This window comes from Clostridioides sp. ES-W-0018-02, from assembly GCF_020658175.1.
Lineage (GTDB): Bacteria > Bacillota > Clostridia > Peptostreptococcales > Peptostreptococcaceae > Clostridioides.
Window position 1 is genome coordinate 1 of sequence record NZ_JACVVY010000013.1, and the last position, 23594, is coordinate 23594.

30 protein-coding genes are annotated in these 23594 nt (G+C 28.1%); 1 reads left to right on the forward strand and 29 read right to left on the reverse strand.

From position 1 onward, the window contains the following. Positions 1–7 precede the first annotated feature (7 nt). From IC219_RS18380 to IC219_RS18510, 28 genes are all read right to left on the reverse strand, one after another. On the reverse strand, positions 8–1537 hold the full coding sequence (locus IC219_RS18380) for an NlpC/P60 family protein (RefSeq protein ID WP_255616584.1): 1530 nt from the start codon (positions 1535–1537) through the stop codon (positions 8–10). A 239-nt stretch (positions 1538–1776) separates the two neighbouring features. After that, positions 1777–2409 (reverse strand): LysM peptidoglycan-binding domain-containing protein, encoded by a 633-nt coding sequence (locus tag IC219_RS18385; protein WP_227831800.1) that lies wholly within the window; start codon positions 2407–2409, stop codon positions 1777–1779. Between the two features lie 61 nt (positions 2410–2470). Beyond that, positions 2471–2947 (reverse strand): DUF4352 domain-containing protein, encoded by a 477-nt coding sequence (locus IC219_RS18390; protein ID WP_227831801.1) that lies wholly within the window; start codon positions 2945–2947, stop codon positions 2471–2473. Between the two features lie 46 nt (positions 2948–2993). Beyond that, positions 2994–4523 (reverse strand): hypothetical protein, encoded by a 1530-nt coding sequence (locus IC219_RS18395; protein WP_227831802.1) that lies wholly within the window; start codon positions 4521–4523, stop codon positions 2994–2996. Beyond that, on the reverse strand, positions 4520–6382 hold the full coding sequence (locus IC219_RS18400; RefSeq protein WP_227831803.1) for a phage tail tape measure protein: 1863 nt from the start codon (positions 6380–6382) through the stop codon (positions 4520–4522). Before IC219_RS18400 ends, IC219_RS18395 begins: the two co-directional genes overlap by 4 nt. A gap of 3 nt (positions 6383–6385) precedes the next feature. Continuing rightward, positions 6386–6535, reverse strand: coding sequence for a hypothetical protein (locus IC219_RS18405; protein ID WP_227831804.1), 150 nt, complete (start codon positions 6533–6535; stop codon positions 6386–6388). A 26-nt stretch (positions 6536–6561) separates the two neighbouring features. Next, positions 6562–6978 carry a phage tail assembly chaperone gene (locus IC219_RS18410; RefSeq protein WP_021382789.1) on the reverse strand — a complete coding sequence of 139 codons (417 nt, stop codon included), beginning with the start codon at positions 6976–6978 and terminating at the stop codon, positions 6562–6564. 15 nt (positions 6979–6993) lie between these two features. Next, the gene (locus IC219_RS18415; RefSeq protein WP_021382790.1) at positions 6994–7434 is read right to left on the reverse strand and encodes a phage tail tube protein; all 441 of its coding nucleotides are present in this window, start codon (positions 7432–7434) and stop codon (positions 6994–6996) included. A 15-nt stretch (positions 7435–7449) separates the two neighbouring features. Further along, on the reverse strand, positions 7450–8505 hold the full coding sequence (locus IC219_RS18420) for a phage tail sheath subtilisin-like domain-containing protein (protein ID WP_227831805.1): 1056 nt from the start codon (positions 8503–8505) through the stop codon (positions 7450–7452). Next, positions 8506–8955 carry a DUF6838 family protein gene (locus IC219_RS18425; RefSeq protein ID WP_021382820.1) on the reverse strand — a complete coding sequence of 150 codons (450 nt, stop codon included), beginning with the start codon at positions 8953–8955 and terminating at the stop codon, positions 8506–8508. A gap of 8 nt (positions 8956–8963) precedes the next feature. Then, on the reverse strand, positions 8964–9320 hold the full coding sequence (locus IC219_RS18430; protein WP_227831806.1) for an HK97 gp10 family phage protein: 357 nt from the start codon (positions 9318–9320) through the stop codon (positions 8964–8966). Further along, positions 9320–9667 (reverse strand): hypothetical protein, encoded by a 348-nt coding sequence (locus IC219_RS18435; RefSeq protein WP_227831807.1) that lies wholly within the window; start codon positions 9665–9667, stop codon positions 9320–9322. The genes IC219_RS18430 and IC219_RS18435 overlap by 1 nt, the downstream gene beginning before the upstream one ends. A gap of 11 nt (positions 9668–9678) precedes the next feature. After that, entirely contained in the window at positions 9679–10050 is a 372-nt protein-coding gene (locus IC219_RS18440) for a phage head-tail connector protein (RefSeq protein WP_227437250.1), read from the reverse strand. Continuing rightward, positions 10043–10324 carry a Rho termination factor N-terminal domain-containing protein gene (locus IC219_RS18445; RefSeq protein ID WP_169470313.1) on the reverse strand — a complete coding sequence of 94 codons (282 nt, stop codon included), beginning with the start codon at positions 10322–10324 and terminating at the stop codon, positions 10043–10045. Before IC219_RS18445 ends, IC219_RS18440 begins: the two co-directional genes overlap by 8 nt. 11 nt (positions 10325–10335) lie before the next feature. Next, on the reverse strand, positions 10336–11259 hold the full coding sequence (locus tag IC219_RS18450; protein ID WP_227831808.1) for a hypothetical protein: 924 nt from the start codon (positions 11257–11259) through the stop codon (positions 10336–10338). Positions 11260–11283: 24 nt separating this feature from the next. Continuing rightward, positions 11284–11886, reverse strand: a complete 603-nt coding sequence (locus IC219_RS18455) for a DUF4355 domain-containing protein (RefSeq protein ID WP_227831809.1) — start codon at positions 11884–11886, stop codon at positions 11284–11286. A gap of 58 nt (positions 11887–11944) precedes the next feature. Beyond that, positions 11945–12700, reverse strand: coding sequence for a minor capsid protein (locus tag IC219_RS18460; RefSeq protein WP_227437242.1), 756 nt, complete (start codon positions 12698–12700; stop codon positions 11945–11947). Beyond that, positions 12678–13955: a phage portal protein gene (locus tag IC219_RS18465; RefSeq protein ID WP_227831810.1), complete on the reverse strand. Its 1278-nt coding sequence runs from the start codon at positions 13953–13955 to the stop codon at positions 12678–12680. Before IC219_RS18465 ends, IC219_RS18460 begins: the two co-directional genes overlap by 23 nt. A 22-nt stretch (positions 13956–13977) precedes the next feature. Beyond that, complete coding sequence (locus tag IC219_RS18470; protein ID WP_227831811.1) at positions 13978–15717, reverse strand: hypothetical protein; 1740 nt, start codon at positions 15715–15717, stop codon at positions 13978–13980. A 302-nt stretch (positions 15718–16019) separates the two neighbouring features. Continuing rightward, positions 16020–16577, reverse strand: coding sequence for a recombinase family protein (locus tag IC219_RS18475; RefSeq protein ID WP_227483675.1), 558 nt, complete (start codon positions 16575–16577; stop codon positions 16020–16022). 221 nt (positions 16578–16798) lie between these two features. Beyond that, positions 16799–17251: a helix-turn-helix domain-containing protein gene (locus tag IC219_RS18480; RefSeq protein WP_227437234.1), complete on the reverse strand. Its 453-nt coding sequence runs from the start codon at positions 17249–17251 to the stop codon at positions 16799–16801. A 203-nt stretch (positions 17252–17454) separates the two neighbouring features. Further along, on the reverse strand, positions 17455–18099 hold the full coding sequence (locus tag IC219_RS18485; protein ID WP_227831812.1) for a tyrosine-type recombinase/integrase: 645 nt from the start codon (positions 18097–18099) through the stop codon (positions 17455–17457). 3 nt (positions 18100–18102) lie between these two features. Then, positions 18103–18645: a hypothetical protein gene (locus IC219_RS18490; RefSeq protein WP_227437229.1), complete on the reverse strand. Its 543-nt coding sequence runs from the start codon at positions 18643–18645 to the stop codon at positions 18103–18105. Between the two features lie 14 nt (positions 18646–18659). Then, complete coding sequence (locus IC219_RS18495; RefSeq protein ID WP_255613049.1) at positions 18660–19181, reverse strand: BRO family protein; 522 nt, start codon at positions 19179–19181, stop codon at positions 18660–18662. Next, a complete protein-coding gene (locus IC219_RS21845; RefSeq protein ID WP_255613048.1) occupies positions 19135–19338 on the reverse strand; it encodes a BRO family protein in 204 nt (67 codons plus the stop codon). Before IC219_RS21845 ends, IC219_RS18495 begins: the two co-directional genes overlap by 47 nt. Positions 19339–19590: 252 nt before the next feature. Next, positions 19591–19779, reverse strand: coding sequence for a hypothetical protein (locus IC219_RS18500; RefSeq protein ID WP_227437227.1), 189 nt, complete (start codon positions 19777–19779; stop codon positions 19591–19593). Positions 19780–19789: 10 nt separating this feature from the next. Further along, positions 19790–20365, reverse strand: coding sequence for a hypothetical protein (locus IC219_RS18505; RefSeq protein WP_227437225.1), 576 nt, complete (start codon positions 20363–20365; stop codon positions 19790–19792). Between the two features lie 316 nt (positions 20366–20681). Then, positions 20682–21821 (reverse strand): Fic family protein, encoded by a 1140-nt coding sequence (locus IC219_RS18510; protein WP_227483677.1) that lies wholly within the window; start codon positions 21819–21821, stop codon positions 20682–20684. A 211-nt stretch (positions 21822–22032) separates the two neighbouring features. On the opposite strand from IC219_RS18510, the gene IC219_RS18515 reads away from it, so the two are divergent. Beyond that, the gene (locus tag IC219_RS18515; protein ID WP_227437222.1) at positions 22033–22764 is read left to right on the forward strand and encodes a hypothetical protein; all 732 of its coding nucleotides are present in this window, start codon (positions 22033–22035) and stop codon (positions 22762–22764) included. A gap of 300 nt (positions 22765–23064) precedes the next feature. On the opposite strand, the gene IC219_RS18520 is transcribed toward IC219_RS18515, so the two are convergent. Next, positions 23065–23505: an RNA polymerase subunit sigma gene (locus IC219_RS18520; RefSeq protein ID WP_227831813.1), complete on the reverse strand. Its 441-nt coding sequence runs from the start codon at positions 23503–23505 to the stop codon at positions 23065–23067. Positions 23506–23594: the final 89 nt, after the last annotated feature.

Here is a 23594-nt window from a genome sequence, read left to right on the forward strand (position 1 = left end):
CCTCTTTTTATAAAACTCTTCGAGCCGTAGAAAAGTTTTTAGTGTAATAACTACTGCTTGTTTTGCTTATTTTAACTACATCACCTGTTTGTGGGGCATGTAGAAATTCTCCATTACCTATATATAAACCAACATGACTAACTGGATTATGGAAAAATACTAAATCTCCTGCTTGCAAATTACTTTGTTCTACTTTTTTACCGACTTTAGATTGTTGACTAGATGTTCTTGGTAAATTAACATTAACCTTTTTAAAGCAATATACCATAAGTCCAGAACAGTCAAAGTTACTTGGTCCATTACCACCCCATTTGTATGGTTTGCCTAGATGTTTTTTTGCCTCTGCTATTACCGCTTTTGCTCTTGCTGTCATGTTTCCAGCATAACCACCTATGACTATTTTTCCTTTTCTTCTTCCAAAAGCCATCATATCTTCCACATTTCCAAATAAAATATCTATATGATATGTTCCATCTTTTTCTATGATTATTGCAGAGCCGACATCATTTACTTTGTAAGTTCCATCTCGATTTGAAACTCCTGTAACTAATTGTATTTCATCACCATATTTTAATAATGGATGTTTATCTAAGAAATCTTTTGTATAGTAAGATTGTTTAAAGGCGCCAACCATAGGGGCTGCACATGTCTTTTTAGAAGGGTCTAATTTTTTCTTTCTACAATCTGTATCTCCACCCTCAGATTTTCTAGGACAATAGGCAGTAAATTCAGCAGGAAACTCTGTTCCTCCAGTATACTCTGAACTGCCATCTTCTTTTTGTTCATCTTGACCAGCAGATTTTTCATCCATAATATTTTGAAAGTTAAGTTCAAGTTCAATCTGATAATCTCCATTTTGCCAAATATGTTTATCTGTATCTATATAAAAAAGTCCTATTAATTTTGTATATGAATCTTTTACTTTTACACCTCTACCAGTTATACAGCTTATATCACCATATCCTTTTAAAGAGCAAGTTCTTTCTATGTCTTTAAACTCATTATCTATATCTACAGTGTCATTTTCTTGTTGTTGTATTACCTTTTGCATAATTACTCCAACATTTTTGAATATAGAGTCATTTATTTTTTCGTTAACCTTATTGCCATACTGATCAACAACCAGTACTTTATTTTTCACATTCTCCATACTTTCTGAAAAAGTTGTATTAATAAGATTAAAATCTTCTTCAAAGGTAATATCTAGAGTAACAATTCCTTTTTCAATGACATTAAATTTATCAAGATTGGCTTCTATCATATATTTTTTCTTTGTTGTTTTGCTTGCTTCTGTATAAACACTCATTATGGTGTCATATCCATTTACGCCAATAAACATCTTAGTGTATTTAACCTCAGTCTTAGGCAAATTACCTAGTGGGAGTTTATTATCTACAAAAACTTGTTTAGCAATATCTTCAACTAATTTATCTTTAAAATTATATGAAACTTCACTTTGTAAAAGTAAAAAACCCATATCTTTTGCAGTAAAATCAATACTGTTATTACTTGAATCAAGAGATCTGTCTATTATCATGCCTCTAAAAATCTCTTTATCATCTACATAGAAACAAATTGTACTTGCCACTGGAATATCTATTTGCCTAAAGTTAATATCAGATGATGATTGAATTATAGAAAATTCAAGTGTTCTTGATGGTGATCTATAATCTCCAGACCAGGTACATTTGTCTACTAAATCAGTTATATTATATATATTTCCGTTTTTTATATGAACTTGTATTTTGATTTTATTAATTATAAATCACCATCCTTTTATGGAATTATTAAAATCCATCCATTTTGTATTATATTTGGGCTTTTAATTTTATCCTTGTTGGCTTCGTAAATTTTCTGCCAAAGGTCACCATTTCCATAATACTTCTTAGCTATCTTAAAAAGAGTATCACCTTCAACGACCTTGTGAGTTTTTTGCTTAGTCTCAAATCCTTTTGTAATGGGTAGGTCAATACTAGAAGATAAATCGCCATCCTTAGCATTGACCTTAGATATTTTTATTCTTCTATATTCTTTTAAACTTAAGGTAAAATAAACATCTCTTGAACAATCTTGCTCTTTGTAATTAAAATCTGATATGATACATTCAAAGTTTACATTAGTTTCTGTAATTATAAATCTTAATATAAATCCCTCTTTCATCCAACCTTGTATTAAATTTACGCAATCATAAGGTTTTGGGAATCCATTATAATTACAGAAACTATATTCTTGACTTGGAAAAAATGATGCTATTTCTATACTCTTAAGTCCTAGCCCTCCAAATACTGCAATATCTCCAATGTTTAATATGTTAGATGTATTTATTGTTGTATTTCCATTTATCTCAAAAGAAGTTGGTAAAATAGGGAATCTAAAAGAGTTATTTGCTTGCCTTAACCAAATTTCCATTATATCCTCCTAAAAAAATAAAAGGTACTTAAAAAATAAGCACCTTTTAAATGTTGATTTATTATAAATCAAATACTGTATATTTCCCCACATTTTCATAAGCAATTTCAATTGTTTTTGGCTTTGTATCTTTTGTAAGTTCAAATGCTATTTCGCCTTTTAAAGTATCTCCTGGATGTATTGTGTCAAATAGTAATTCTCCATTTAATTCTTGATTATTTATTGCATTTCCAACTGTATTATCATCTGTTTTTAGTATGTAGTTTTGAAGGAAATCACTTTCAAGATCTGTTTCTCCTGTATTGGTGATTTCAATTTCAACTGCATATACATTACTATCTGATTCTAGCTTTCTAACATTTTTAACAGATACCTTTGCTCCATCTAAATCAACAACTTCGCCTATTTTATGATTTTTAATTTCTTCAGTATTTTGTTTAGGTTTACTATCTCCATTTTTTGAATCATTTGTGCTGCATCCAACTAAACTTAAAGATAGTACAACTGATATTGCTAATACTGGTATTTTTTTATTCATAAAATAACCCCCTGTAAATTATATACTACAATTATAGCACGATAATTTACAATATGCCTCCAGCATTTGCAAGAGATATTTTTCTGTTTAGTTTTTTTACAATTTTATCTATGTCTGCTTCTTCCCTTATAATTATTGTATCTGCTAACTTATCAAGAAATAAACTTCCATTTGAGCTATTTCTCTTATATTGATTGGCCTCTTGTTTAGTTAAAAGTTTTTCTCCTTCATGTGCTCTAATTAGATAATCATTTCTAGGAATTCTATTTATACCAAATGCTCCTCTTGTATTAGTTCCAGCAGCATCTGCACCTTTCCCTATTTGTAAGTTAGGACCTTTTTTAAATATTTCTATTGTTCCTTTAATTGGATGTTTAAAAAATTCTTTAAGTTTATTCCAAGTCTCTTTTACTCCTTTAACTTTATCTTTAAAAAATGAATCAGCAAGATCTATTACAGGTTCTAGTATTCCGCTAACTAAATCAACCAAACCATTCCATATAGATTTAACTATACCTACTCCGCCATCAAATATTTGTTTAAGGCCATCCATTGTCTGGTCAGCATTTCCTGTTATAAGTCCCATTACAACATTTATAATTCCAGATATAAAAGATATAATTCCGTTTATAATTCCAGAAACAGTTGTTATTATTGCTGTTAATGTATTTAAAAACCATATAAACGCTAAAATTATTCCACCAACAACACCAGCTATTGCTATTCCTATAGCTGGTAATAATTGTTGCCCTATTTGTGATAGGAAAGGCATAAATCCTTGAAACCAAGCTTTAACAGGTGCAAGTGCTTGACCTAAGTTTTGAAATGCTAACTTTATACCATCAGTGGACTTTTTCATATTATCCATTGGTTGGCTTACCTGGTCTACTGTATCTCCAACTTGTTTAGCTGGAGTAAAAAAATCAGTAATGGCTTTTTTAACTTTATCAAAACATTCTTTTAAATTATCTAAGTGTGGCTTTAAAGGTTCAAATGCTTTTACTAGATTATCTATATTTGTCTTGATATTTCCAACTAGTATATCTTTTAATTCATTAAATTTGTCTTTTATTGAAGTTAATGATTCTTTAAATTTATTCTTTAGATTTACTCCAGAATCTTCTAATACTTTTAGTGCAGGTTTAACATCATTTAATATTTTATTTTGCAGTTCTGTAAATTTAGTTTTTCCAGATTCAACTCCTTGACTTATAGAATCTGTCATAGGTTTAATAAAAGTTTTAAAATCACTAAATGAACCTTTTAAATTTGCCATTGTTTGTTTTAATCCACCTGTATTTGGTGTAGATTTTCCAGCTGCATCTGCTGCTTTACTTCCAGGTATATTCACATTTGTTTTAGTAGATATTTTTGCGGTTGCTTCAATTGGATTTTCTAAGAAGGTTCTTAAATCTCTCCATTTATCTGTAAGCCATTTCGCTTTATCCTTAAATAAACTATCTACAATATCAGCCACTGCTTCTATTGGAGCAGTTATAAAATCTATGAAACCTTTCCAAATTGATTTTATAATTTTAGCTCCACCATCAAATATTTGCTTAACTCCATCCATCATTTTTTACTATCACCTGTGACAATACCTATAATTAAATCAAAAATACCACTTAAAATAGATGCTAGACCATTTAATACATTAGTTATAGTATCTACAACAGCTCTAAATGCCATTGCCAAAGTAGATAAAATTAAAACTAATTTTGCTATATGAAACCCTATTACACCAATTAAGATAGGCCCTAACACCTTCATTATCACACTACCTAAATTTAATATAGATGCAAATAATGGTCCAAGTGAAGATAATAATTCTTTAAATTTTTCACCTAATTGTTTAAGTGCAGGCATACAAAAACTTACTATAGGTTTTGCGAATTCTACAAATGATTTTACTAATGAATTAACTTTATTTCTAAAGACTTCAGACTTAGCATAAGCAACAGTAAATGCTACTGACAATGCAATTATAGCTGTTATAGTCCATCCTATAGGACCCATTACAGCCAAAAATACTGCACTTAATGGTTTCATCCCAATTACAAAAGCTCTGAAAGCAACTTTTGCTTTTAGTATTATTGGAACGAAGAAACTAAATACTCCTATAGCCTTTGAGACAATTAAAGATACTGCTCCTATAGTTAATAAAAGTACACCAAATGCTCCAACTGAAAGCATTACATTGGTTATAACTCTTTTTATTGGTTCACTTAAGTTATTGAACCAAACCGTCATTTTAGTTAAATTATCAACTACAGATGCTATTGCTGGCTTTAGTTGATAGTAAATAGTGATTCCTGTTTCTTCAAGGGCTGATTTTAAGGTTGCAAGTCCACCCTTAGTATTGTCCTTCATTACATCAGACATTGTTTTTAATGCACCTTTTGAGTTATCTATCTTTTTCTTTAAACTATCATACTCATTTCCAACTCCATCAAGTAACTTTTGTAACGTTTTTAATTGAGTTTTTCCACCTATAGCTGCCAAGTAATAATTCTTCTGTTTATCAGTCATATCTTTTGTTTTATTTGCAACTTCTTTAAGTACATTTGACATACCTTTAAATCTACCCTGGTTATCAAATGCACTTACACCTAGTTTTTTCATTGCTTTACCTGCTTGCCCTGCACCTGTTGTAAGATTTATCATGATTGAGTTTAAAGCATGGCCTGCATCTGTACCCTTAACTCCTCTATTTGCAAGTATTCCCATGATAGCAGTTGCCTCAGATAAGGGAACTTTTAAATTACTAAATGTACCACCTGCAACATTAAATGCTTCCATTAGCTGTTGAATATTTGTATTTGATTTAGTAGATGCATTTGCAACCTTATCTAAGTACTCACTTAATCCAGCACCAGCTAGTACTTTTCCACTTTTACTGACCTTATCAACTTCTAAACACATAGAACTCATACTGTCAGTTACTAAATCAGATGCTAAACCAAGGTCCATAGATGCTGCTTCTGATAAGTTAAGCACTGGCATTAAGGCATGCATTGATTTTTGAACATCCCATCCAGCAAGTCCCATATATTGAAGTGCATTAGCAGAGTCAGCAGCAGTCTTAGTTGTAGCTTTTCCAGCATCTCTAGCAGCCTTAGACATAGCTTCAAAGTCTCCTGGCTTTAAGGAATTTCCAAATGTAGCCCTAACTTGAGACATAGCACTTTCAAATTCTGTCCCAACTTTTGTTGCAGCAGCAAATGCTCCACCAACTCCAGCAGTTATAAGTCCTCCTGCTTTTAATGCACTTGTACCAACACTTTTTAAATTGTTCTGGACATTATTTAATGCTCTTGATGCTTGAGAGGATGAATCATGCAAAGCTCTAGTATTAGCTGCTACTCTTCTTAAAGTTGAACTTGCTTCATCTCTCATTTTTATTACTGCTTGTAAAACTTTTGTACTAGAACTCATAGATTAAAATAACCTCCTGGCACTAGATTTTATTTCTTCTCTTTTTTCATCCAACTCTTGATCTATAAAAACACTAACAATTTCTTTTTCACCTTTTAGCATACGATAAGAAACGGATGGCATTATACCTTTATACTTAAATAATAAGTACATTAAGTTAACTTCTCCATCCGTTTTAATTAGTTTTTTATTTCTTTATTTTTTTCCTTCTGTCTTTTTTTATCTCCCTCAGCATCTATGCCATTTACTTTATTAACTTCCTCATATAGATTATCAATTTCTCCAGCTAAGAGTAATTTTTTTATAAGATCCTTAGGGGTTGCCAAGCCCATATTTTCTACAACTTCCATATTTCTAAAAATAGGACATGCCTCAAGTATTGTGTTAACTTTAAGTTCATAGACATTAACATTTTCTAAATTACCACTATCTACGTCCAATGAATTCATTCTTATCTCATCAAAACGTTCTGGATCAATAGCATTACATTCAATCTCTAAGGTATCATCTAATTTTTTGCAATATAGCTCATATATACTAGATGGCAGTTTTAATTTACCTGCATCCATATTTAATAATTTTTCAACTGTGTTCATATAATAAAAATCCTCCTATTTTTCTGTAATTTTATCTAAGTATTTAAAGCCTTCAAAAGTAAATGGAACTTCTATTTCTCCTGGTTTTCCTGCTTCCCAGTCTGCTAAAGTTAAATCATCAAGCATGCAACCATAAAGTGCAACTCTTTCAGCTCCATAAGAATCTGGATCTTGTAACTTACTTATTACAGTAAATTTGAATGCTTTTCCTTCGTTTAGCATACTTTCAACATATTCTCCAAATAAAGAGCTCACTTTAAATAAGGTTATAGAGCCCTTTCCAGATGCTCCAATAAGTTTTTGTCCAACCATTAACTGCCCACAAACTTTAATTTCTTCTTTTTCTAATTCAACTTTTGCTTCTAACCCTTTTACAGATGTTAATTGTCTCCCATCTAGCCAACATTCTCCAAATGTACCAGATATTATTCTACTTGGGTCTATTTTAGCTTTCAAATTTTAACCTCCAAACTACATAGAGATGTCTAAATACACATCTTCCATAGCATCTATTAATTTAATTTTTGCTTTTAAAAAAACGAGAGTATCTGTGTTATACTCCTTTAATTGCTGTTCTTCCATATTGAATGTATCTATATTTTGTTTTTTTAACCATTCTCTTTGTGAATCTAAATTTATTTCTACTGTTGAACCTGGATCAATGAGACCATCTTTTTCTAATTCTTGAAGATATAATTGTATTGCAACTATAAGTAAGCACTTATTATCATAAGTATTTGGAACTTTTCCTATATAGTTTTTTACAATTATCTTTTTAAGATCATTATGAATTTGGTCTAATGTATCTACTAATTTAATTTTTTTAAATATATCACCTTTTGAATCTGTAGTTGTTGTAAAGGATGTGACCCCTCTAGCAACAACAATAGAGCCACTTTCTTTTATTAGAATTAACTCTCCATTATTTATTTTTGTATTTGCTTCAACCATTGTTAGTTTTGGTATGTTAGTTATTTCTGGTATATTTGCATATGTTATAGACTGAGTTGATGGAGTTCCTGAGATAAAACCTGCTAACCTTGGTAGAAATTCATTTGAAGTATATTTCTTACCATCAATTTCAATATCAGTTGTTGTAAAGTTTATTATACCTTCATAATCTGCTACATTATTTGCAGTTATAGCCTTAACCTTTATTTTATTATCTTCTCTCATCTTATTAATCCATGCTTTGATTTTAGGCAATTCTTGCTCTGTCTCCTCTGGCATACAAAGGTAATTAAATTCACAAGTTTCAAGAAAGTCTAGAGCATCATCTATTGATTCATCTACATCTAATGTGTAGACTAATATCTTATTTGGAGGATATATATTTCCTCTCATTGCCATCTTTATATAGTTTAAATTGTCAGCAGAATAGCCATTTGGAATATCTTCTATTTCCTGTATTTCAATCAATCCTGTATTCTTTGTATCTTTTAAAATAAGTGCTACAATACCACCAGAACGTTTAACAAAAGTTTTTCCAGCTTGAATAAAGGATATATTAATTTCTGGTAAACCCATTTAATCACTTCCTATCTTTAAATCTACACTTTCCATAGTTTCATATGTTTCTTTACTAAAGTAAATCTCTTCAAAATAAGATACAGTAATTAGGAAAGTTAATTTATAACCTACAGAATCTTTTACAATTGATGGAGATATATTCTCTATAGTTAAACTCCTATCTTTAACTCTAATGCTTCTATTAAATATTTTTTCTAATCTACTTTGTATGTCATATAAATTTAATTTATTTTTTCTAGCCTTTTGATAATATTCAACATCTATGAATATCTTTTTAGTATCTAAAACTTTATTTGCAATATTATTAGAAACAGGTAAAAGTTGCACAAAAAAACAAGCCTCCTCAAAGCCTTGTATATTATCCTCATTAATAAAAATATCTGTATCTCTAAACTCATTTTCTATTCTTTCATTAACTGCTATTATAATATCTCTGTTTGTAAGCAACCAATCACCTACCAATCAAATAAATTTGCTTTTGCGCTTGTCATATTTTCTTTTGTTTTTTCAATTCCCTTTTCAACCACGAATACACCAGGAACAACTCCACCATTTTTAGTTGCATGGCCATCATTTACGAGTGTGGCATATTCAACCTTATCTTCAACAATATAAGTATCATATTCAGGCTGATTTTCTTCCCATCCATTTTTTAACTTTTCAGTTCTCACAGGTGTTTCATCTCTTATATTTTCTGCTAGTTCTTGCCCAGTTTCTTTTGTAAACTTCTTGATTTTTCTATTGAAATTTGATGCATTTAACTTTAAATCTAAGGCTAATGCTTCAAAAACTCCTAAATTATCTATTCCCATTATATTCTCTCCGCTTCTGTAATAGGTATTCCCATATGGCTTGGATATATATTTGCCTTAGAAACCTTAAATATAGCTTCTTCTCCATGACTATAAGTTGCATTTATAGTGTCGCCTGTTTTTATATCCACTTCTGGTCTGCAAAATAACTTTCTATTTATGACTATAGCTCCAATATCACCATTTACAATAGCTTCTTCTTTTCTTGAAATTGCACATGGGATATCTTCAGCTATAATAATATTACTAAAATCATTAGAACATGTTTCTTGATTCCAACCTTTTGACTTTCTGATGATAGTCATTTTATCAAGATAGGTCATTTCTAATATATCTGCCTCTGTCACTTAATCACCCCTTAGTACATATTAACAACACAAAATGGACTTAGAAATTTTTTATCAGCATCAGTTAAAAAAGATGATGAACTTATGCTATTTTCAGCAGTTTGCAATGTTAAAGTATTATATTCTATTTTTGTATCACCTCTAGTTATAGCTTTTAAGTTTTTTTCTAGATTATCAAGTCCACTGTTTTTCTTAAGTTCCTCAAATCTTGAAGATAATATTGATATTACTTTTTCTTCCACAAACCCTTCTAGTGCTATACTTAATTCCTGTCTAGAACAATATTCTAAAACCATTTCACTTATTTTATTTATATAAAGGATTATTAATTTATCATATCTATCATTTTCTATTCCTAAAATTAACTTAATACTATCAAGCATTGTACTCATCAAGTAATTGGATTAATTCTTCTTTAGTTTTAGTTGAATATCCCTTTATATTTTTACCTTTAGCAATTTCCATAAGTTCTGGTTTAGATAGATTAAACAAATCATTAGAGATTGATTTAACTTTTTCGATTTTTTCCTCTTTTTTATCAATATTCTCTTTAGTCACTTCTTCTAAATATATTTTAAATCCCTTTGATACTAGATTATTACTTTCATATTCATTATTAGCAAGTCTAATAACGTTATCTTTTTTTAATACAAACATTTATTTCACCTCTACTCTTGAGTAGCCTTTGCTTGTTTTACACATGCTCTACAAAGTTTTATTGGTTCATCTAATAGCCATAAATCATGATACTTTCTATAATCTATTTTATAGGCATCAGCTGATTGATTTTGATCTGGAGTGAATATTCTTGGTTTATCTGTCTTAGATATTGCAATTGGAGCAGATGATGGAGTTATTAACCAGTTTATATCTAGTGCTTTTGGTCCTTCCTTAAAACCTCCTGCTGTCTGACCAGATGTTTTCCCATCCATGAATATATATTCTGTTTTCATTCTTTTTGATGGAACTTTTATTATAGGTACATTATCTATAGATTTTACAATTCTTTTTATATCTCCATCACCAAATTCAATATCATCAAGTTGAGTAGACTGTTCTAAGATACTTGCCACTATACTAGACATACTAATAATAAGAGGTATATCACCAGTTGAATCTTGAATTGATGCTATCTGATATTTTAATTCACTTAAAATACTAGCAGCAGATACTTCATAAGAATATTTTACACGTTCATCAACCTTAGAAACTTCTGAAAATATCTTTGAGTATCTATATGCATCTATTTCTGGTATAACATGTTGCTTTTGAAATAATCCCATTACAGAAGAGGCATTTACAACAAAGTTTGTTTCATTTACATCCATTGAATCAAGCATAAACTCTCTACTTCTATCCATTTCCATTCTTCTAGTTTCATACTCAAGTGTTATTGCTCCTGGAGCATATCCTTTAGATCTATCATAATCTCCTAAACCATCCATAGATACCTTAGGAATCTTTACTTCTCTACCTCCATCATATATAACTTGACCAGAGTTTTTCTCCATCCATCCAGTAGTTGAACCTACCACTATTTGTGAATCTAATTCTTGTTGAAAAAGCGTTACATATTGTAATACATTAGCCATTTATAAAATCCTCCTCCTCTTTTTTTAGAAACTATTTAAACCTTGTTTTATCTGCTTTCTAACCTCTGATAGTTCATTATCGCCTTCTTTTCCAGGTGGTGTATATGAACCATCTTTAATCCTTTCATCTACTCTAGATTGAATATATTTTTTCATTGAGTTTTCAAAGATATCTATATTTGCATTTGTTTTTTCATCATCATCAGATAGTAGATATTCAATTAAGTTTGTAGGTATTTTCTTTTCAACTAGAATATCCTTATATTTAGAAATCATTTCTGTGTGTCTTTTTTCTTTTTCTAATCTATCCAATTTTTCATTTAGTTCCCTTATAGCCTTTTGTTCCTCTGTTTCATTTGTAGAAGTTCTTTTTAGAACTTCAGCATTTATAAGTGTTTGCATATCATTTTTCTTGAAACGCTCTAACTTTTCACTATAATATTTACTGTTTTCTTTATCCATAAAAGACTTAAAGTTTGAATCACTTAAAATTAAGGATTTAAATTCATCTATCGTAGGTATTTTAAGTTCTTTTGACTTAAACAAGTCTAAATTCTCTAATAAAGAATCTATCTCTGATTCGTCTTCTATATTTTGTAATAGCTCTATCATTTCTCTTTTTTGCATATTTTTCTCCTTTTTATAAATTTAAACATAACAAATACACATATCAAATCAATATGTGTTAAAGAATAGGTATATATTCACATCTACAATAACAATGTTGTGGTAATGAAGGTCTTGATTCATTTACATAAAAAGTTAGACCATTATACATACTACAATCATTACATGTTCTAGAATCTAAATCAGCACAGTACATTACTTTTATAATACCTTGGGTTTTAAAGAAGTACTCATTCACTTCATTTTGGCATCTAGATACTTCAGATTCTACTAACCTTCTTGTTTGACTTGCTCCAGTTGAATATTTATCTCTTATTATTTTCTCTATTTTATTTACAGAAGTTTTTCCATTTAAAAAATTCTTTATTTCTTTTTTAAGAGATTCTTCTATACCTTTTTTATTATTCCAAAGCCTGTCACTCCAATGTTTTCCATCAACCTTATTATTCACTATCTTATTTATAACTTTATTGTTCATATCTTCTATCTTCAGTATTACTCCCAATAAAATTATCAAATTTGAATATTTATTCTTAGATGAATCAGATAAAATAGTTTCTATATCCTTGACTTCTTCATCATAATTGTTAGAATACTCATTTATAATTTTATTAAGTTTTGACCTTAGATTTTTCTTATCTTTATTATTAATATTTAAATATTCATTGATAATATCATGTGTTAGCAATATCTTTGCTATTTCTAGTAGAAGTTTATCTCTGTTTTCTCTTTGATACTTATAAAATGGTTTTGTCCTATTTTCAGCAGATTTATATATATCTTCAGTCAATTTAGTTATAATCTTTTGATTCATCTAATAATATCTCTCCCTCTGAAACTATTTCCTGTTCTTTTTTAGACTTTTCCATTTCTGCGTGAGGATTATCAATAAAACTTAGTTGAGATAATCCGGTTTCAGTAGATAATTTATCTCCAAGTTGACTTAATATATTTGCTACAACTAAATCATCACGTGGTATCTTAGGGGTAAATTTAGCCTTAATATCTTTATAATCATAGTCAAAACCATATTTCTTATTAAGCCAAATACATAATAGTTTATGTCTATTAGATAAAGTATCTGCAATACTATCATTATTTTGACTACAAATCCATTCAGTACTTATTAATCTTGCTATAACTGCTAGGCTTGATGTATTACTTTGCATTTTCTCATTGTGATTTATATGAGATGTAATTTCATACATATTTTCTTTTATTGAAGATAGTGTATTTTGAACAAATGTATCATTCATGTCTTTAATAAGCCACTCTATTTTTCCATCTCCATTAACTTGAAGTATTCCAAGTTCTTTCATTCTTGGCAAATCTTCTTCTTTAATATTACATCCAGAGAAGGTTAAATAAGCATTTCTAAAATCACTAATTTCATTACTTATATCACTTAAATTAGTTTCATAAGCATCTTGTAACCCTTTTATATCATTAAATATTGTATTTTTTCCTAGTTCTTCACTTCTTTTGCAAATTGATATTGGCACATTGCCATCAAATATATTATTTACTGTAGGGCTTTCAACTTCTTTGAAATTTGAATCAAAATGATATATGTATTCTTTATCATATATATCTATATAAATATCATCTTTAAAATCTTTTTTAAATTCTCTAAAAAAATAGATAATCTCTCCATCTTCATTTTCATAATGATAGCCATCTGTTGGTTTTATTATTCTTACTTTCATTTCATTGTTTTTTACATAGTAAAGTTCATAACAAAATCCAAATAATAGTGTATATCTCAATAAATCTGAATCATGCTTTTTACTCCAATGGCAAGTATAGTATTCTAAATCATTTATAATCTTCTCATCACCCAATCTGCTTGTATAGGTAATTTTATTTGCAAGAGAATAAGCGACTTCTTCATTAATAAACTTTTTTAAGAAATTAGTGTTTATCTTATTATTAGACCTCTTGGTAACCATTTTATAGTTACTAATAGCATCTGTTTCACCTTTATAATACTTATACATAGTGTTGTATTCTTGCTTTTTTAAACTCCAATCATCATATATCTCTCTTAATAAATTTAAATCTATTTTCACTTAATGTATCACCTCCATACAATCAAAGACCTAAATTTCTTCTATCTAATAGTGTAATACTTTCATTTACTTTAATATTAAAAATCCTATTTATAAATTCTGCTGATATATCTGGTGCATCATCATGTAGAGAGTACTTTTGTCCTGTAAAATCAAGGATTTGCTGTGTAAATTCCTTATCTTCTTCTGCAAAAATCATTTGACCTTTATTTAAAACAGGTATTAAAGTAGATATCTTATCATCCTTATTTTTCTTTTGGTGCTCATTAATGATTTCTATATCTCTGTAGTAAAGAATATCATCATTTTTTATTTTAAGTTCTAATTGATTAGCATCTGCACCATTAAATGTATTTTTTTCTATATAAACATGTGTTATATCTGGATACACTTTTAATAAATAAATCATATGGTCTATATATTTATCAAAATCAGTTCTAGCATTTATTTTAGCTAGTTCTGCTAATCTCCCATATAGTAAACCATTATCTGACTCACTCCCAACAAGAAAAGCACTATAGTCATGTTTAGACCCACCAGCAGATGCTGGATCACATAATAGCATTGTCTTTTTGAAGTTATGTGTTTCAATACATTCCCTAGATTCAGTTCTTACTGTTTTAAACCATTTTTCACCTATTGAATTTACATCATTTTGTACTTCCTGTTTAAAAGAGGTTGGATTTTCATAATAACTTAAAGCCATATCTAAACAATCCCAAAAACTTGGCCACAATATAGGAAATTTCATTTCTTTTTCATTATCCCAGTAAAACTCTTTAGCATCTTCAAGATGATTTGTATTTTTAAAATCAAATAATAGTTCTTTGAATTTTAGCCATAATCCAGAGTTAAATAATTCATCTACATTATCAACTAAAACTCCTTTTTCACATTTAAACTTCCATGTTGGTAAATTCTTTAGCCTACTATAGAAACATTCTTTATGTTGCAAAGTTCCCAATGCTATAAAAGTTGTTCCTCTTTTTATAGTTTTACCATTTCTTATAACTGGTTTTTGTGCAGCATATTTTACGTCATCAGAAAATCTTTTAAACTTTTTTTCTCTAGCATCTTCTGTTCTAACATTTTCCTCTGATTGATAGTCATCAAGTATGATAAGATCAGGACGATTATTATTGTATTTTCTTCCTCTCATTGGTGATGAAGATGATATTGCTTCAATAAAGGTTTTATTAGTTAATTCTAATTGAGTACTATTACAAATGTATTTTCTATCATTGTCATTTAAAAGTACTCCAAATGCTTTTTTGATATACTCATTTTCAAGTAAAGCATTCTTTATATCTTTCACAAATTTTTCTGCTGTAGAACCTATATCTGAACAAATTAATGTGTACATTTTATGTTTATAACAGTGTGACCATACAGTTGTTGCCAAATCTCCAAATGCACTTTTACCTGTACCTCTTGGATAAATTCTTCCCAATTGTTGTGATCCATCTCCAATTATAGATTCTTGTATATCTTCCCATAACTCATGATGAACTTTAGCTATAGGTGCAGCAGCATTATCTTCCTTTGGTAGATAGGTATCTTGCATAAAGTACATACAGAAAAATTCTAAATTTATTTTCCCAAGTTGATAGGCAAGACCATTAACTCCCCAAAGATTGTTTGAATTAGCTTTTATAATCTCATTAGCTTCTTTTTCAGCGTCTTTTATAGTTGCTCCATTTCTTATAAAAGTCTTTGCTAGATAACTAAATATAAGTTGTATATTTCTTTCTAAATTATCCACTCGTATTTACATCCTTTTATCTCTTCTATTTTCTTGTTAGGTTCAGTTAATAATATAATTAATAAAATGAACAGTATAATTTTTTCCATAATAAAATCACCTTCTTCAAGATGTATCTCTGGTTTTTAAATTTTGCTAGAAAATTTCCAGAACTCATTTTCCATAAAAAATACTTTTTTCAATATAGAAGGATACCCTCTATACTTAAAAACAGTTATTTATAATTATTTCAGACATAATTAAAGGGCATAATTCTATGAATTTGCCCCACTAAAATTAACTTAACATATATATTGCTCTTCTTAGTTACTCTCATGGCTCTTTATTAATCTATCTAATGTTGGTCTACTTACTCCCAATTCTTTAGCCAATTGAGTCTTATTAAGTTCTCTAGTCTTATATCTATCATAATAACTACCAAAGTTCTCTATCTTAACTTCTTTACGTCCTTTGTATTTACCCTGTTCTTTAGCTATAGCAATACCTTCTCTTTGTCTTTCTAGCATGTTTGTTCTCTCAAATTCATATATTGCACCAAGCATTGTAAGCATAAGTTTTCCTGTAGGTGTACTTGTATCTAAATTTTCTTTATCACTAATTAATTTTACATGTTTCTTTTCTAAGAGCTCAACTATTTCTAATAAGTCTTTAGTACTTCTAGCAAGTCTACTAAAGTCATGTACAATTATTGTATCTCCTTCTCTTACAAAATCTAACATTGCGTTTAGTTGTGATCTTTTAGTATCTTTGGCACTTATTTTCTCCTGATATATTTTTTCTGTATTATGCTTTTTCATTGTAACTAATTGTCTATCTTCATTTTGTTCTGCTGTTGAAACTCTCATATAACCTACTACCATCTTTGACCCCTCCACCTATGTTTACTCTATAAATAATATTATAGCATAAATGTAAAATTAGAGTCAAAGACTTATCGTGCTTTTTGTAAATTAATTAAGATTTTGATTTTATTTTTACACCAAAATACATATATTACAATGTAAATTTACACCATGCTTTATTTTTACAATAAATATTTGTAAAATGGTAGTTTTTTAATCAAAATAATGCTTATTAAGAATTATTTTTTTGTTCTTATTCTTATCTTAGCTATGGCTGCTTCTATTTCTGTTTCACCAGTTTCCATACCATTACCATTATCTTCTTGTATAACTGTATTTGTAGGATTACCATAAATACGATTTATAAGATATTGATTGGCTGCTAACATTACTCTCTTATCACTATTATCTTTGGCCAATGCCTTAATATTATTAACATAGGATTCTATATCTTTTAATATTATTGAGTTCCCCTGGCTTGCCAGCTCTTGCTTACGCCTGTCCATTTCTTTCCTAACATGTTCTCTATTCATCCAGTTATAAACAGTTTGTCTACTGATACCAATTAAGTTAGCAGCATCTGTCACGTTAAAGCCTGAAATCAAGAGAGATACTAACTTTGATTCTTCTTGATTTAATTCTTCTAATCTTCTATATCCTGTATTAACTATATCAACATCTTTTTCACTCAAGAAATCACTCCTTTACTTAAATATCTATTACATATACATTTGTTTTAACCTCTCTAAAAATGACCTTCAATATACATTTTCAGACTTCTTAATAAATCTATTCTATTCTTTGGAAATTCTATTATTAAAGGCCTTTACACTTTTGTAATGTCCTATTGCTGAAAAACGTAACATATGAAATTTAGATCTAATTTACAACAATTCTAATCTCTTTTTCTTTTCTTTAATTTATTAGTAAATTTAGTTATTGCTTTTACTTCTTCTTCTTTATCTATTCCAATATATCGTCTTGTTACTTCTATAGTCTTATGGCCTAATATCTTTCTTATAAGTTCTAAAGCATAAGTCTTATTTTCTTCCTCATCATAAATATGTCTTGCAAATGTCTTTCTTAAAGAGTGTGTTGCAACATTTTCTTTAATCCCTACCTTTTCTGCTGCTCCTTTTATTATTCTTCCTGCTTGCCTTGTTTGAATAGGTCTATTAAACTTTTTTCTCTTACCGCTTTTAAATAAGAACTCCTCTCCAGGTTTATCTTGAGTATAGTTTTCTATAGCCCCCTTTATTACATCAGATAAGAAAACTTCTCTATCATAGTCTCTTTTTTCCTCTATAACTCTAATCCAATCCTTAGATACTCCTATCTTCTTCCCTTTTTTATCTAATTTTACATCTGTTACATCTGCGACTTTAAGTGCTAATATATCCCCTATTCTAAGTCCAGTACACATTCCAAATAGAGCTAACAAGTAATTTCTTTCATTCCATTCCTCTAAAAAATTTAAAAGTCTAAATACATCTTCAATATCTTTTATAGGATTAACTTTTTGTCCTTTATGTGCTTCCATTCATTAAAAACACTCCTTATTCCCATAGTAATTTTTTCTTTGTCTCTCTTGAACTAACATTTTTAAATCTTCATCTACATTAGCAAAAGAATCTGTAATTATAGAGGTTATATCATTTGTAGTGTATCTTCTCTCTTTTGAATAAGTACTGGTCTTTATTCTAAATCCTAAGTCATTTACAGTTCTAGTTACTTTCACCACATTTTCTAACTGCAAATATAACTTAAACGTAACTAATTCAACATGATCAGATTCATCAATTATACTTTCTTCTAAAACTTTTAAATACAAATCTAACTTATCAATCTTGGAATGATAGTTACTTTTAACCTTCTTTTTTAGTTTCAGGAGTTTTTCTTGTTTTTTCTTTATAAAGTCTAAAGAACATTCCCTTCCATACATACCTGGAGTTTCTCTCATTACATTGTCATAATACTTTAGATTATATGGTATATATGCAGCACTTAAAATTTCCTCTGTTATATCTCGTTTAATTTCAAACACCTCTTTTAAAAATACTTGTTTTATTGCATAAAAAAATACCATCTATTTAGATAGCATTAAATTATATCTATTAATTCTTTAATTTTCCTATATATCTCTTTATAGTTCATATCTTTGTCTATTAACTTAGGTAACTTCATAGAAATAACTCTTTCGAGTGCTTGTATATCAAACAATTCACTTTGATTTAACTCATCTCTTTTTACATCTTTTGGTATTCCTAGTTTTTTTCTTACAAGTTCAGTGAAATGTTTATAATACATTTGAGGCTTATTACTCCCTTGACTAAGAGCATAATAAACAAACTCTTGTATTTCATCTGTGAAGTCTTTTCTTACTTTTTTGCCTTCTGTTCTTATGTTTATCCATTCTTGGTCTTTTTCTGTAGCAATATAATAACCATGTATTCTAATTTGTTTAAGTACTTTAGAAACCCACTTTGTAAATAGTTTTGCTTCTGGTTTATTACTTCTAAATGACATATTATATACTGCTTCTTCTGTAATGAATATGGTACCAAAGTTTGGCAATTTACTTTTTAAAATTTCTAGTGTCGGAATCTCCGACAGTAGACTCATTAAATTTCTTTTTATATTCTCTATCTATATTTCTTAAAGTATCACGAATATTTACTATGCCTAATTCTTCTCCTACATCATTTGCATTAAACCAAACCTCACTACCATCCTTTGACCATATCATTCTTATATTTTTCTCTTGCAAAACTTTCAACATACTACGCCCTCCTAGTCTAATGATTGAATTTTTATATAAAAAAAGACCTAGAATATAAATTCCAAGCCATTTTTTATTAAATATATTTTTTCATAATACAATATTATCATGATTAAAAGACATAAATCGTACACAAATCGGTCACAAATCGTACATAAATCGTCTATAAAAAAGACATTATTTACATTTAAATTTATATAACTAAATTAAGAGCATACTTTACAATATGCTCTTAGGAAAGATATTTCTTGTTTATAGATTATAATATTTCTCTAGTATCTTTATTTTTATAATTTCAAAAATAAAAATTAGAATCACAGTTATTATCATATTTCTTGTACTATTTTCTATAATGTTATAACTAAACAATGCAAAAACAATGATTAATAAAATTACGTTTATAGCGCCAGAAATCAAGAATGCTTTTTTCTTATTATTCATATATTTCCTCCTAGTTATTTGCTAGTTTTATACCATCTCCTACTCTTTCAGTATATACAACTTTTTTAAAGTTAGATGAACTATAAAAATATGTAACATATTCATATCTGTATGGAACAGGAACATTAGCATGACTGTTTCTAATGTCAGTTATTTGTCTTCTATAATATGTTTTTGTATATACGCCTCCATATTTAGTAATATCATATACTTTTTCTCTATAAATACTCTCAGCTAAACCTAATAAAAAAGATGACCCTCCAGAAAGATAACCTAATCCCCATTGAATAGTTTGGATAATTCTTTCTCTTGTATAAGGAGAACTTAGTTTACGTGATTTTTGACCTATATATTTAACATTTTTCCAACTACCAGGCGTAACTTTTGTTGAAACATAAGTGTTATTACCTTTTTTATCTACAATCATTTCATTTTCATTACTATCAATAATAGTAAATTCGTTTTCATCAACAAGTTCTTGTTTGTATTCATTATCTTCAAAAGTAGATGCATAAACCAAATTGTATCCACTAGATAAAACAAAGATTCCTGCCATTAAAAAACTTATTATTTTTTTCTTTAACATAATATTTTACCACCTTTACTTAAATATTTATTCTACAAACAATTGCATATAACCTGTTAGTTATATTAAAAATACTCTTTTGCTTAACTTCACAGTCAAACTCTGTCCGATTTCATAATATTTTTATTTAGTATCATAATTTAATCCTCCTTTAGAAGTCTATTTATATATACAACGCATAATAAAATGAATTTTGGACAAAATAAAAATCTTTTTTATTTTAAGAGTAAAAAATAAAACCCTCTAAGAAAACTCATTCTTAGAGGGTTTATTATTATATATCCATGTACATTTTCTATTTTTATATACTATCAATTTAACTTATTTCAAGCATTTTTAAGTACTTCTCATTAACTTTATATACGTCCTTTTCTCTTGATAAAAGTTCTATTTCTTCAAGATTATTAAGCACTTCCATCAACTGGTCAACTAATTCAATTTCCTTTATTCCAGCCTTTAAGTATCTACTTTTATTCTTTTTAATATAGTTTTCCAATGTCATAGAATAGTTATCTTTACTACAGATATATTTTAATATATGTTCTTCTGTTGCTGATAGAGTAATATCATTTTCAAATAACTCTTCTTTCAATACACTCTCTAAAGACTTTCTATCATGCATGTCTCTCATTTCATTTATAGACTGTATTATGGACTTTAACATGAACTCTATAAATACAGTTAAATTATATCCCTTATTCTCTACATCTAGTATAGCCTTATAATACTTAGTTCTGTTTTTAGATATCATATATGATATTGAAAACTCCTTGAAAGTATCATATCCTTTATCAATTAAATATAGATAAGATAAGGCTCTTGATGTTCTTCCATTACCATCACTAAAAGGATGAACATATACAAAATAGAAATGAATTATTGCACTCTTTACTAAATCATTTACCTTACTATTTTCCATAAAAGTTATTAATTCATCCATAAAATTATATATTTCCAAAGGATCCAGTCCTGTATGTATAATTTCACCTTTTGAATCACATACATATACTTTTTCAGTTCTATACTCATATTCTTCTGAATCCAAGCAGTTTTCACCCAATATATGATGTAAGTCATATATAAATTTGTGACTATATAACTTATCTAAATTATCTAATCCATATTCTAAGGCTCTATGATTATTGTAAATCATGTACTCACTTTTATTACTTGGTTTCATCTTTCCTCTAATTATAGATTTTGCAATCTTTCTAGTTGAAAAGGCACCTTCAATTACACTAGAATAATAAGACTCTAAGGCTAAATCATTTTTATCTTCTATTATTTTAAATATCTTGCTTGATGTTAATCTATCTATTTCATCTATTGAATTTAATATGTTATAAGTTTCATGATAGTATAGTTCTTTATCATCAAAACTCTTTAAGGAAAGTATAATCTTATTTCCAGTAGAGTATTTATTTTTGTATTCTTCTATTGTCAGTTTAATCACCACCTTAGTTTATCTTTATCTATTAATATTAACAAAAAGTATTAGTTTTTACACCATTTTTGATTGTTTATTTTATAAGTTATAGTTTTATTTCTGTTAATTGCAATCAAGTCCTACTTAATATATAAAATTTTTAAAGATTATATAAAAGTGTCTAAAAATCAATTCATTCTTCGTTATAATTATATATACATTGCCATAAAGGAGGATTAATATGCTAAATAAGAAAAACATAAGTTTAATTATATTGGTAATAGTTTTAAGTTTATTCACTGCTATATTTGTTTTCAATAATAGAAATACAAATGATAAATTAAAAGAAGTTACTAAAAATAATGAAGAAATAGTGCCTAAAAACTTAGAAGATTTAAGTATAGAACAATTAATAGAGATTAGAGACAAGGCCATTGATAAAAATTTAGAAGGTCTTAGAGAATTTGGAGAAGATTCAGTAAAACAGCGTAAAGATTCAATTTTAAATTTTGAATTTGGATTAGTTGCTTTTGTTAACAAGAATTATAGTAACTTAACAGAAAAAGAGAAATTAATAAGACAAATTAATATTGTTAACTATGAAAACTCTATAAATGATATAATGGATCCTTCAGGTTCATTCTTTGAATTAGCAAATCAAAGTTATGAAGTTAATGAATTCATATTAAAGAACGGGAAAAATTATAAAGAATGGTCATATGAAGGTCTAGATTTTCTAATTGATCATTTAGAAGAATTGTGCAAATTTGTTGATTTTGATGTAAAAGATGTAATAGATATTATTGATCCTACAATAAAAACAGATCTTTCAGAGGAACAAAAGAAATCCTTGAACGATAAATTAAAGAAAATGTCTTCAAGTAATACTTTAAGTGAAGAAATTAAAAAGGAGATAAAAAACTGGGAAAACAATTTGAATAGTTTAAATATGAATAAAAATAATTCTAATTAATTTACTCGACTTTGATTCCAATCTCTTTTATACTCTAGTACATATAAGATGTATTTCTTTACTTCTTCTAGTAATCTTAAGACTATTTACACAATATAGTCACTATAAATAGCTTCTTCCATTTAATTTATAAACATTAAAATGCTCAAGATTTACAAAAGTATCTTATTTACATAAATCTTGAGCATTTTTCTTATCCTTCAACTGATATAAAATCATAACTAGCAATAATAAATTTTTATATTATTTTTAATTATCTATATTATAAATTTTATTTTTACTAATTATAAATAATGTATTTCAAAGTAATCCTTTTATCTTATCTATAATCTCTATTCTCATCTGTTTACACTTACTTGTTGAAAATCCAATCATTCTACCGACATATTCCCAAGATGTCCTATTATTTGAAAAATACTTATATTGGACTATTTTCTTTTCTTCTTCACTTAATATCTTCATTGCATTATCTATTTTTTCAACTAATAATTCCTTATGTCTTTTCTCTTTTTCTTTTAATAGTACTTTCCTTTCTTTCTCTTCAACTTCTATCTCAACTACACTTTTAGTGTTATATGTTCTACTTGATTTCTCTTTAATTTCAATACTACTGCATCCTCTATAGTCATTTTTTATTATTTCTATATCGATACCTATTTTCTCTATTTCTGCTTTTGCTTTTTTATAACTATATAATTTGCCCTCTGTACTACTGAACAAAGTATCTTTTTTATTGGCCAATGTTACTTCACACTCCCATTTATGTTATAATGATTTTGTGATGACAGTTTTAGAGTTTTGACAAACGGGAGCGTGAAGTAATGCTCCTT

What these genes read in the sequence shown, in the direction of transcription:
- IC219_RS18420 (WP_227831805.1), bottom strand. Translation starts at nt 8,505, where the DNA reads ATGGGTTTACCAGAAATTAATATATCCTTTATTCAAGCTGGAAAAACT.
- IC219_RS18385 (WP_227831800.1), bottom strand. Translation starts at nt 2,409, where the DNA reads ATGGAAATTTGGTTAAGGCAAGCAAATAACTCTTTTAGATTCCCTATT.
- IC219_RS18500 (WP_227437227.1), bottom strand. Translation starts at nt 19,779, where the DNA reads ATGAATAATAAGAAAAAAGCATTCTTGATTTCTGGCGCTATAAACGTA.
- IC219_RS18450 (WP_227831808.1), bottom strand. Translation starts at nt 11,259, where the DNA reads ATGGCTAATGTATTACAATATGTAACGCTTTTTCAACAAGAATTAGAT.
- IC219_RS18390 (WP_227831801.1), bottom strand. Translation starts at nt 2,947, where the DNA reads ATGAATAAAAAAATACCAGTATTAGCAATATCAGTTGTACTATCTTTA.
- IC219_RS18460 (WP_227437242.1), bottom strand. Translation starts at nt 12,700, where the DNA reads ATGAATCAAAAGATTATAACTAAATTGACTGAAGATATATATAAATCT.
- IC219_RS18515 (WP_227437222.1), top strand. Translation starts at nt 22,033, where the DNA reads ATGCTAAATAAGAAAAACATAAGTTTAATTATATTGGTAATAGTTTTA.
- IC219_RS18475 (WP_227483675.1), bottom strand. Translation starts at nt 16,577, where the DNA reads ATGGTAGTAGGTTATATGAGAGTTTCAACAGCAGAACAAAATGAAGAT.
- IC219_RS18405 (WP_227831804.1), bottom strand. Translation starts at nt 6,535, where the DNA reads ATGTACTTATTATTTAAGTATAAAGGTATAATGCCATCCGTTTCTTAT.
- IC219_RS18495 (WP_255613049.1), bottom strand. Translation starts at nt 19,181, where the DNA reads ATGAGTCTACTGTCGGAGATTCCGACACTAGAAATTTTAAAAAGTAAA.
- IC219_RS18395 (WP_227831802.1), bottom strand. Translation starts at nt 4,523, where the DNA reads ATGATGGATGGAGTTAAGCAAATATTTGATGGTGGAGCTAAAATTATA.
- IC219_RS18505 (WP_227437225.1), bottom strand. Translation starts at nt 20,365, where the DNA reads ATGTTAAAGAAAAAAATAATAAGTTTTTTAATGGCAGGAATCTTTGTT.
- IC219_RS21845 (WP_255613048.1), bottom strand. Translation starts at nt 19,338, where the DNA reads ATGTTGAAAGTTTTGCAAGAGAAAAATATAAGAATGATATGGTCAAAG.
- IC219_RS18380 (WP_255616584.1), bottom strand. Translation starts at nt 1,537, where the DNA reads ATGATAATAGACAGATCTCTTGATTCAAGTAATAACAGTATTGATTTT.
- IC219_RS18440 (WP_227437250.1), bottom strand. Translation starts at nt 10,050, where the DNA reads ATGCTTGATAGTATTAAGTTAATTTTAGGAATAGAAAATGATAGATAT.
- IC219_RS18485 (WP_227831812.1), bottom strand. Translation starts at nt 18,099, where the DNA reads ATGGAAGCACATAAAGGACAAAAAGTTAATCCTATAAAAGATATTGAA.
- IC219_RS18400 (WP_227831803.1), bottom strand. Translation starts at nt 6,382, where the DNA reads ATGAGTTCTAGTACAAAAGTTTTACAAGCAGTAATAAAAATGAGAGAT.
- IC219_RS18445 (WP_169470313.1), bottom strand. Translation starts at nt 10,324, where the DNA reads ATGTTTGTATTAAAAAAAGATAACGTTATTAGACTTGCTAATAATGAA.
- IC219_RS18490 (WP_227437229.1), bottom strand. Translation starts at nt 18,645, where the DNA reads ATGGTATTTTTTTATGCAATAAAACAAGTATTTTTAAAAGAGGTGTTT.
- IC219_RS18455 (WP_227831809.1), bottom strand. Translation starts at nt 11,886, where the DNA reads ATGCAAAAAAGAGAAATGATAGAGCTATTACAAAATATAGAAGACGAA.
- IC219_RS18410 (WP_021382789.1), bottom strand. Translation starts at nt 6,978, where the DNA reads ATGAACACAGTTGAAAAATTATTAAATATGGATGCAGGTAAATTAAAA.
- IC219_RS18430 (WP_227831806.1), bottom strand. Translation starts at nt 9,320, where the DNA reads ATGGGAATAGATAATTTAGGAGTTTTTGAAGCATTAGCCTTAGATTTA.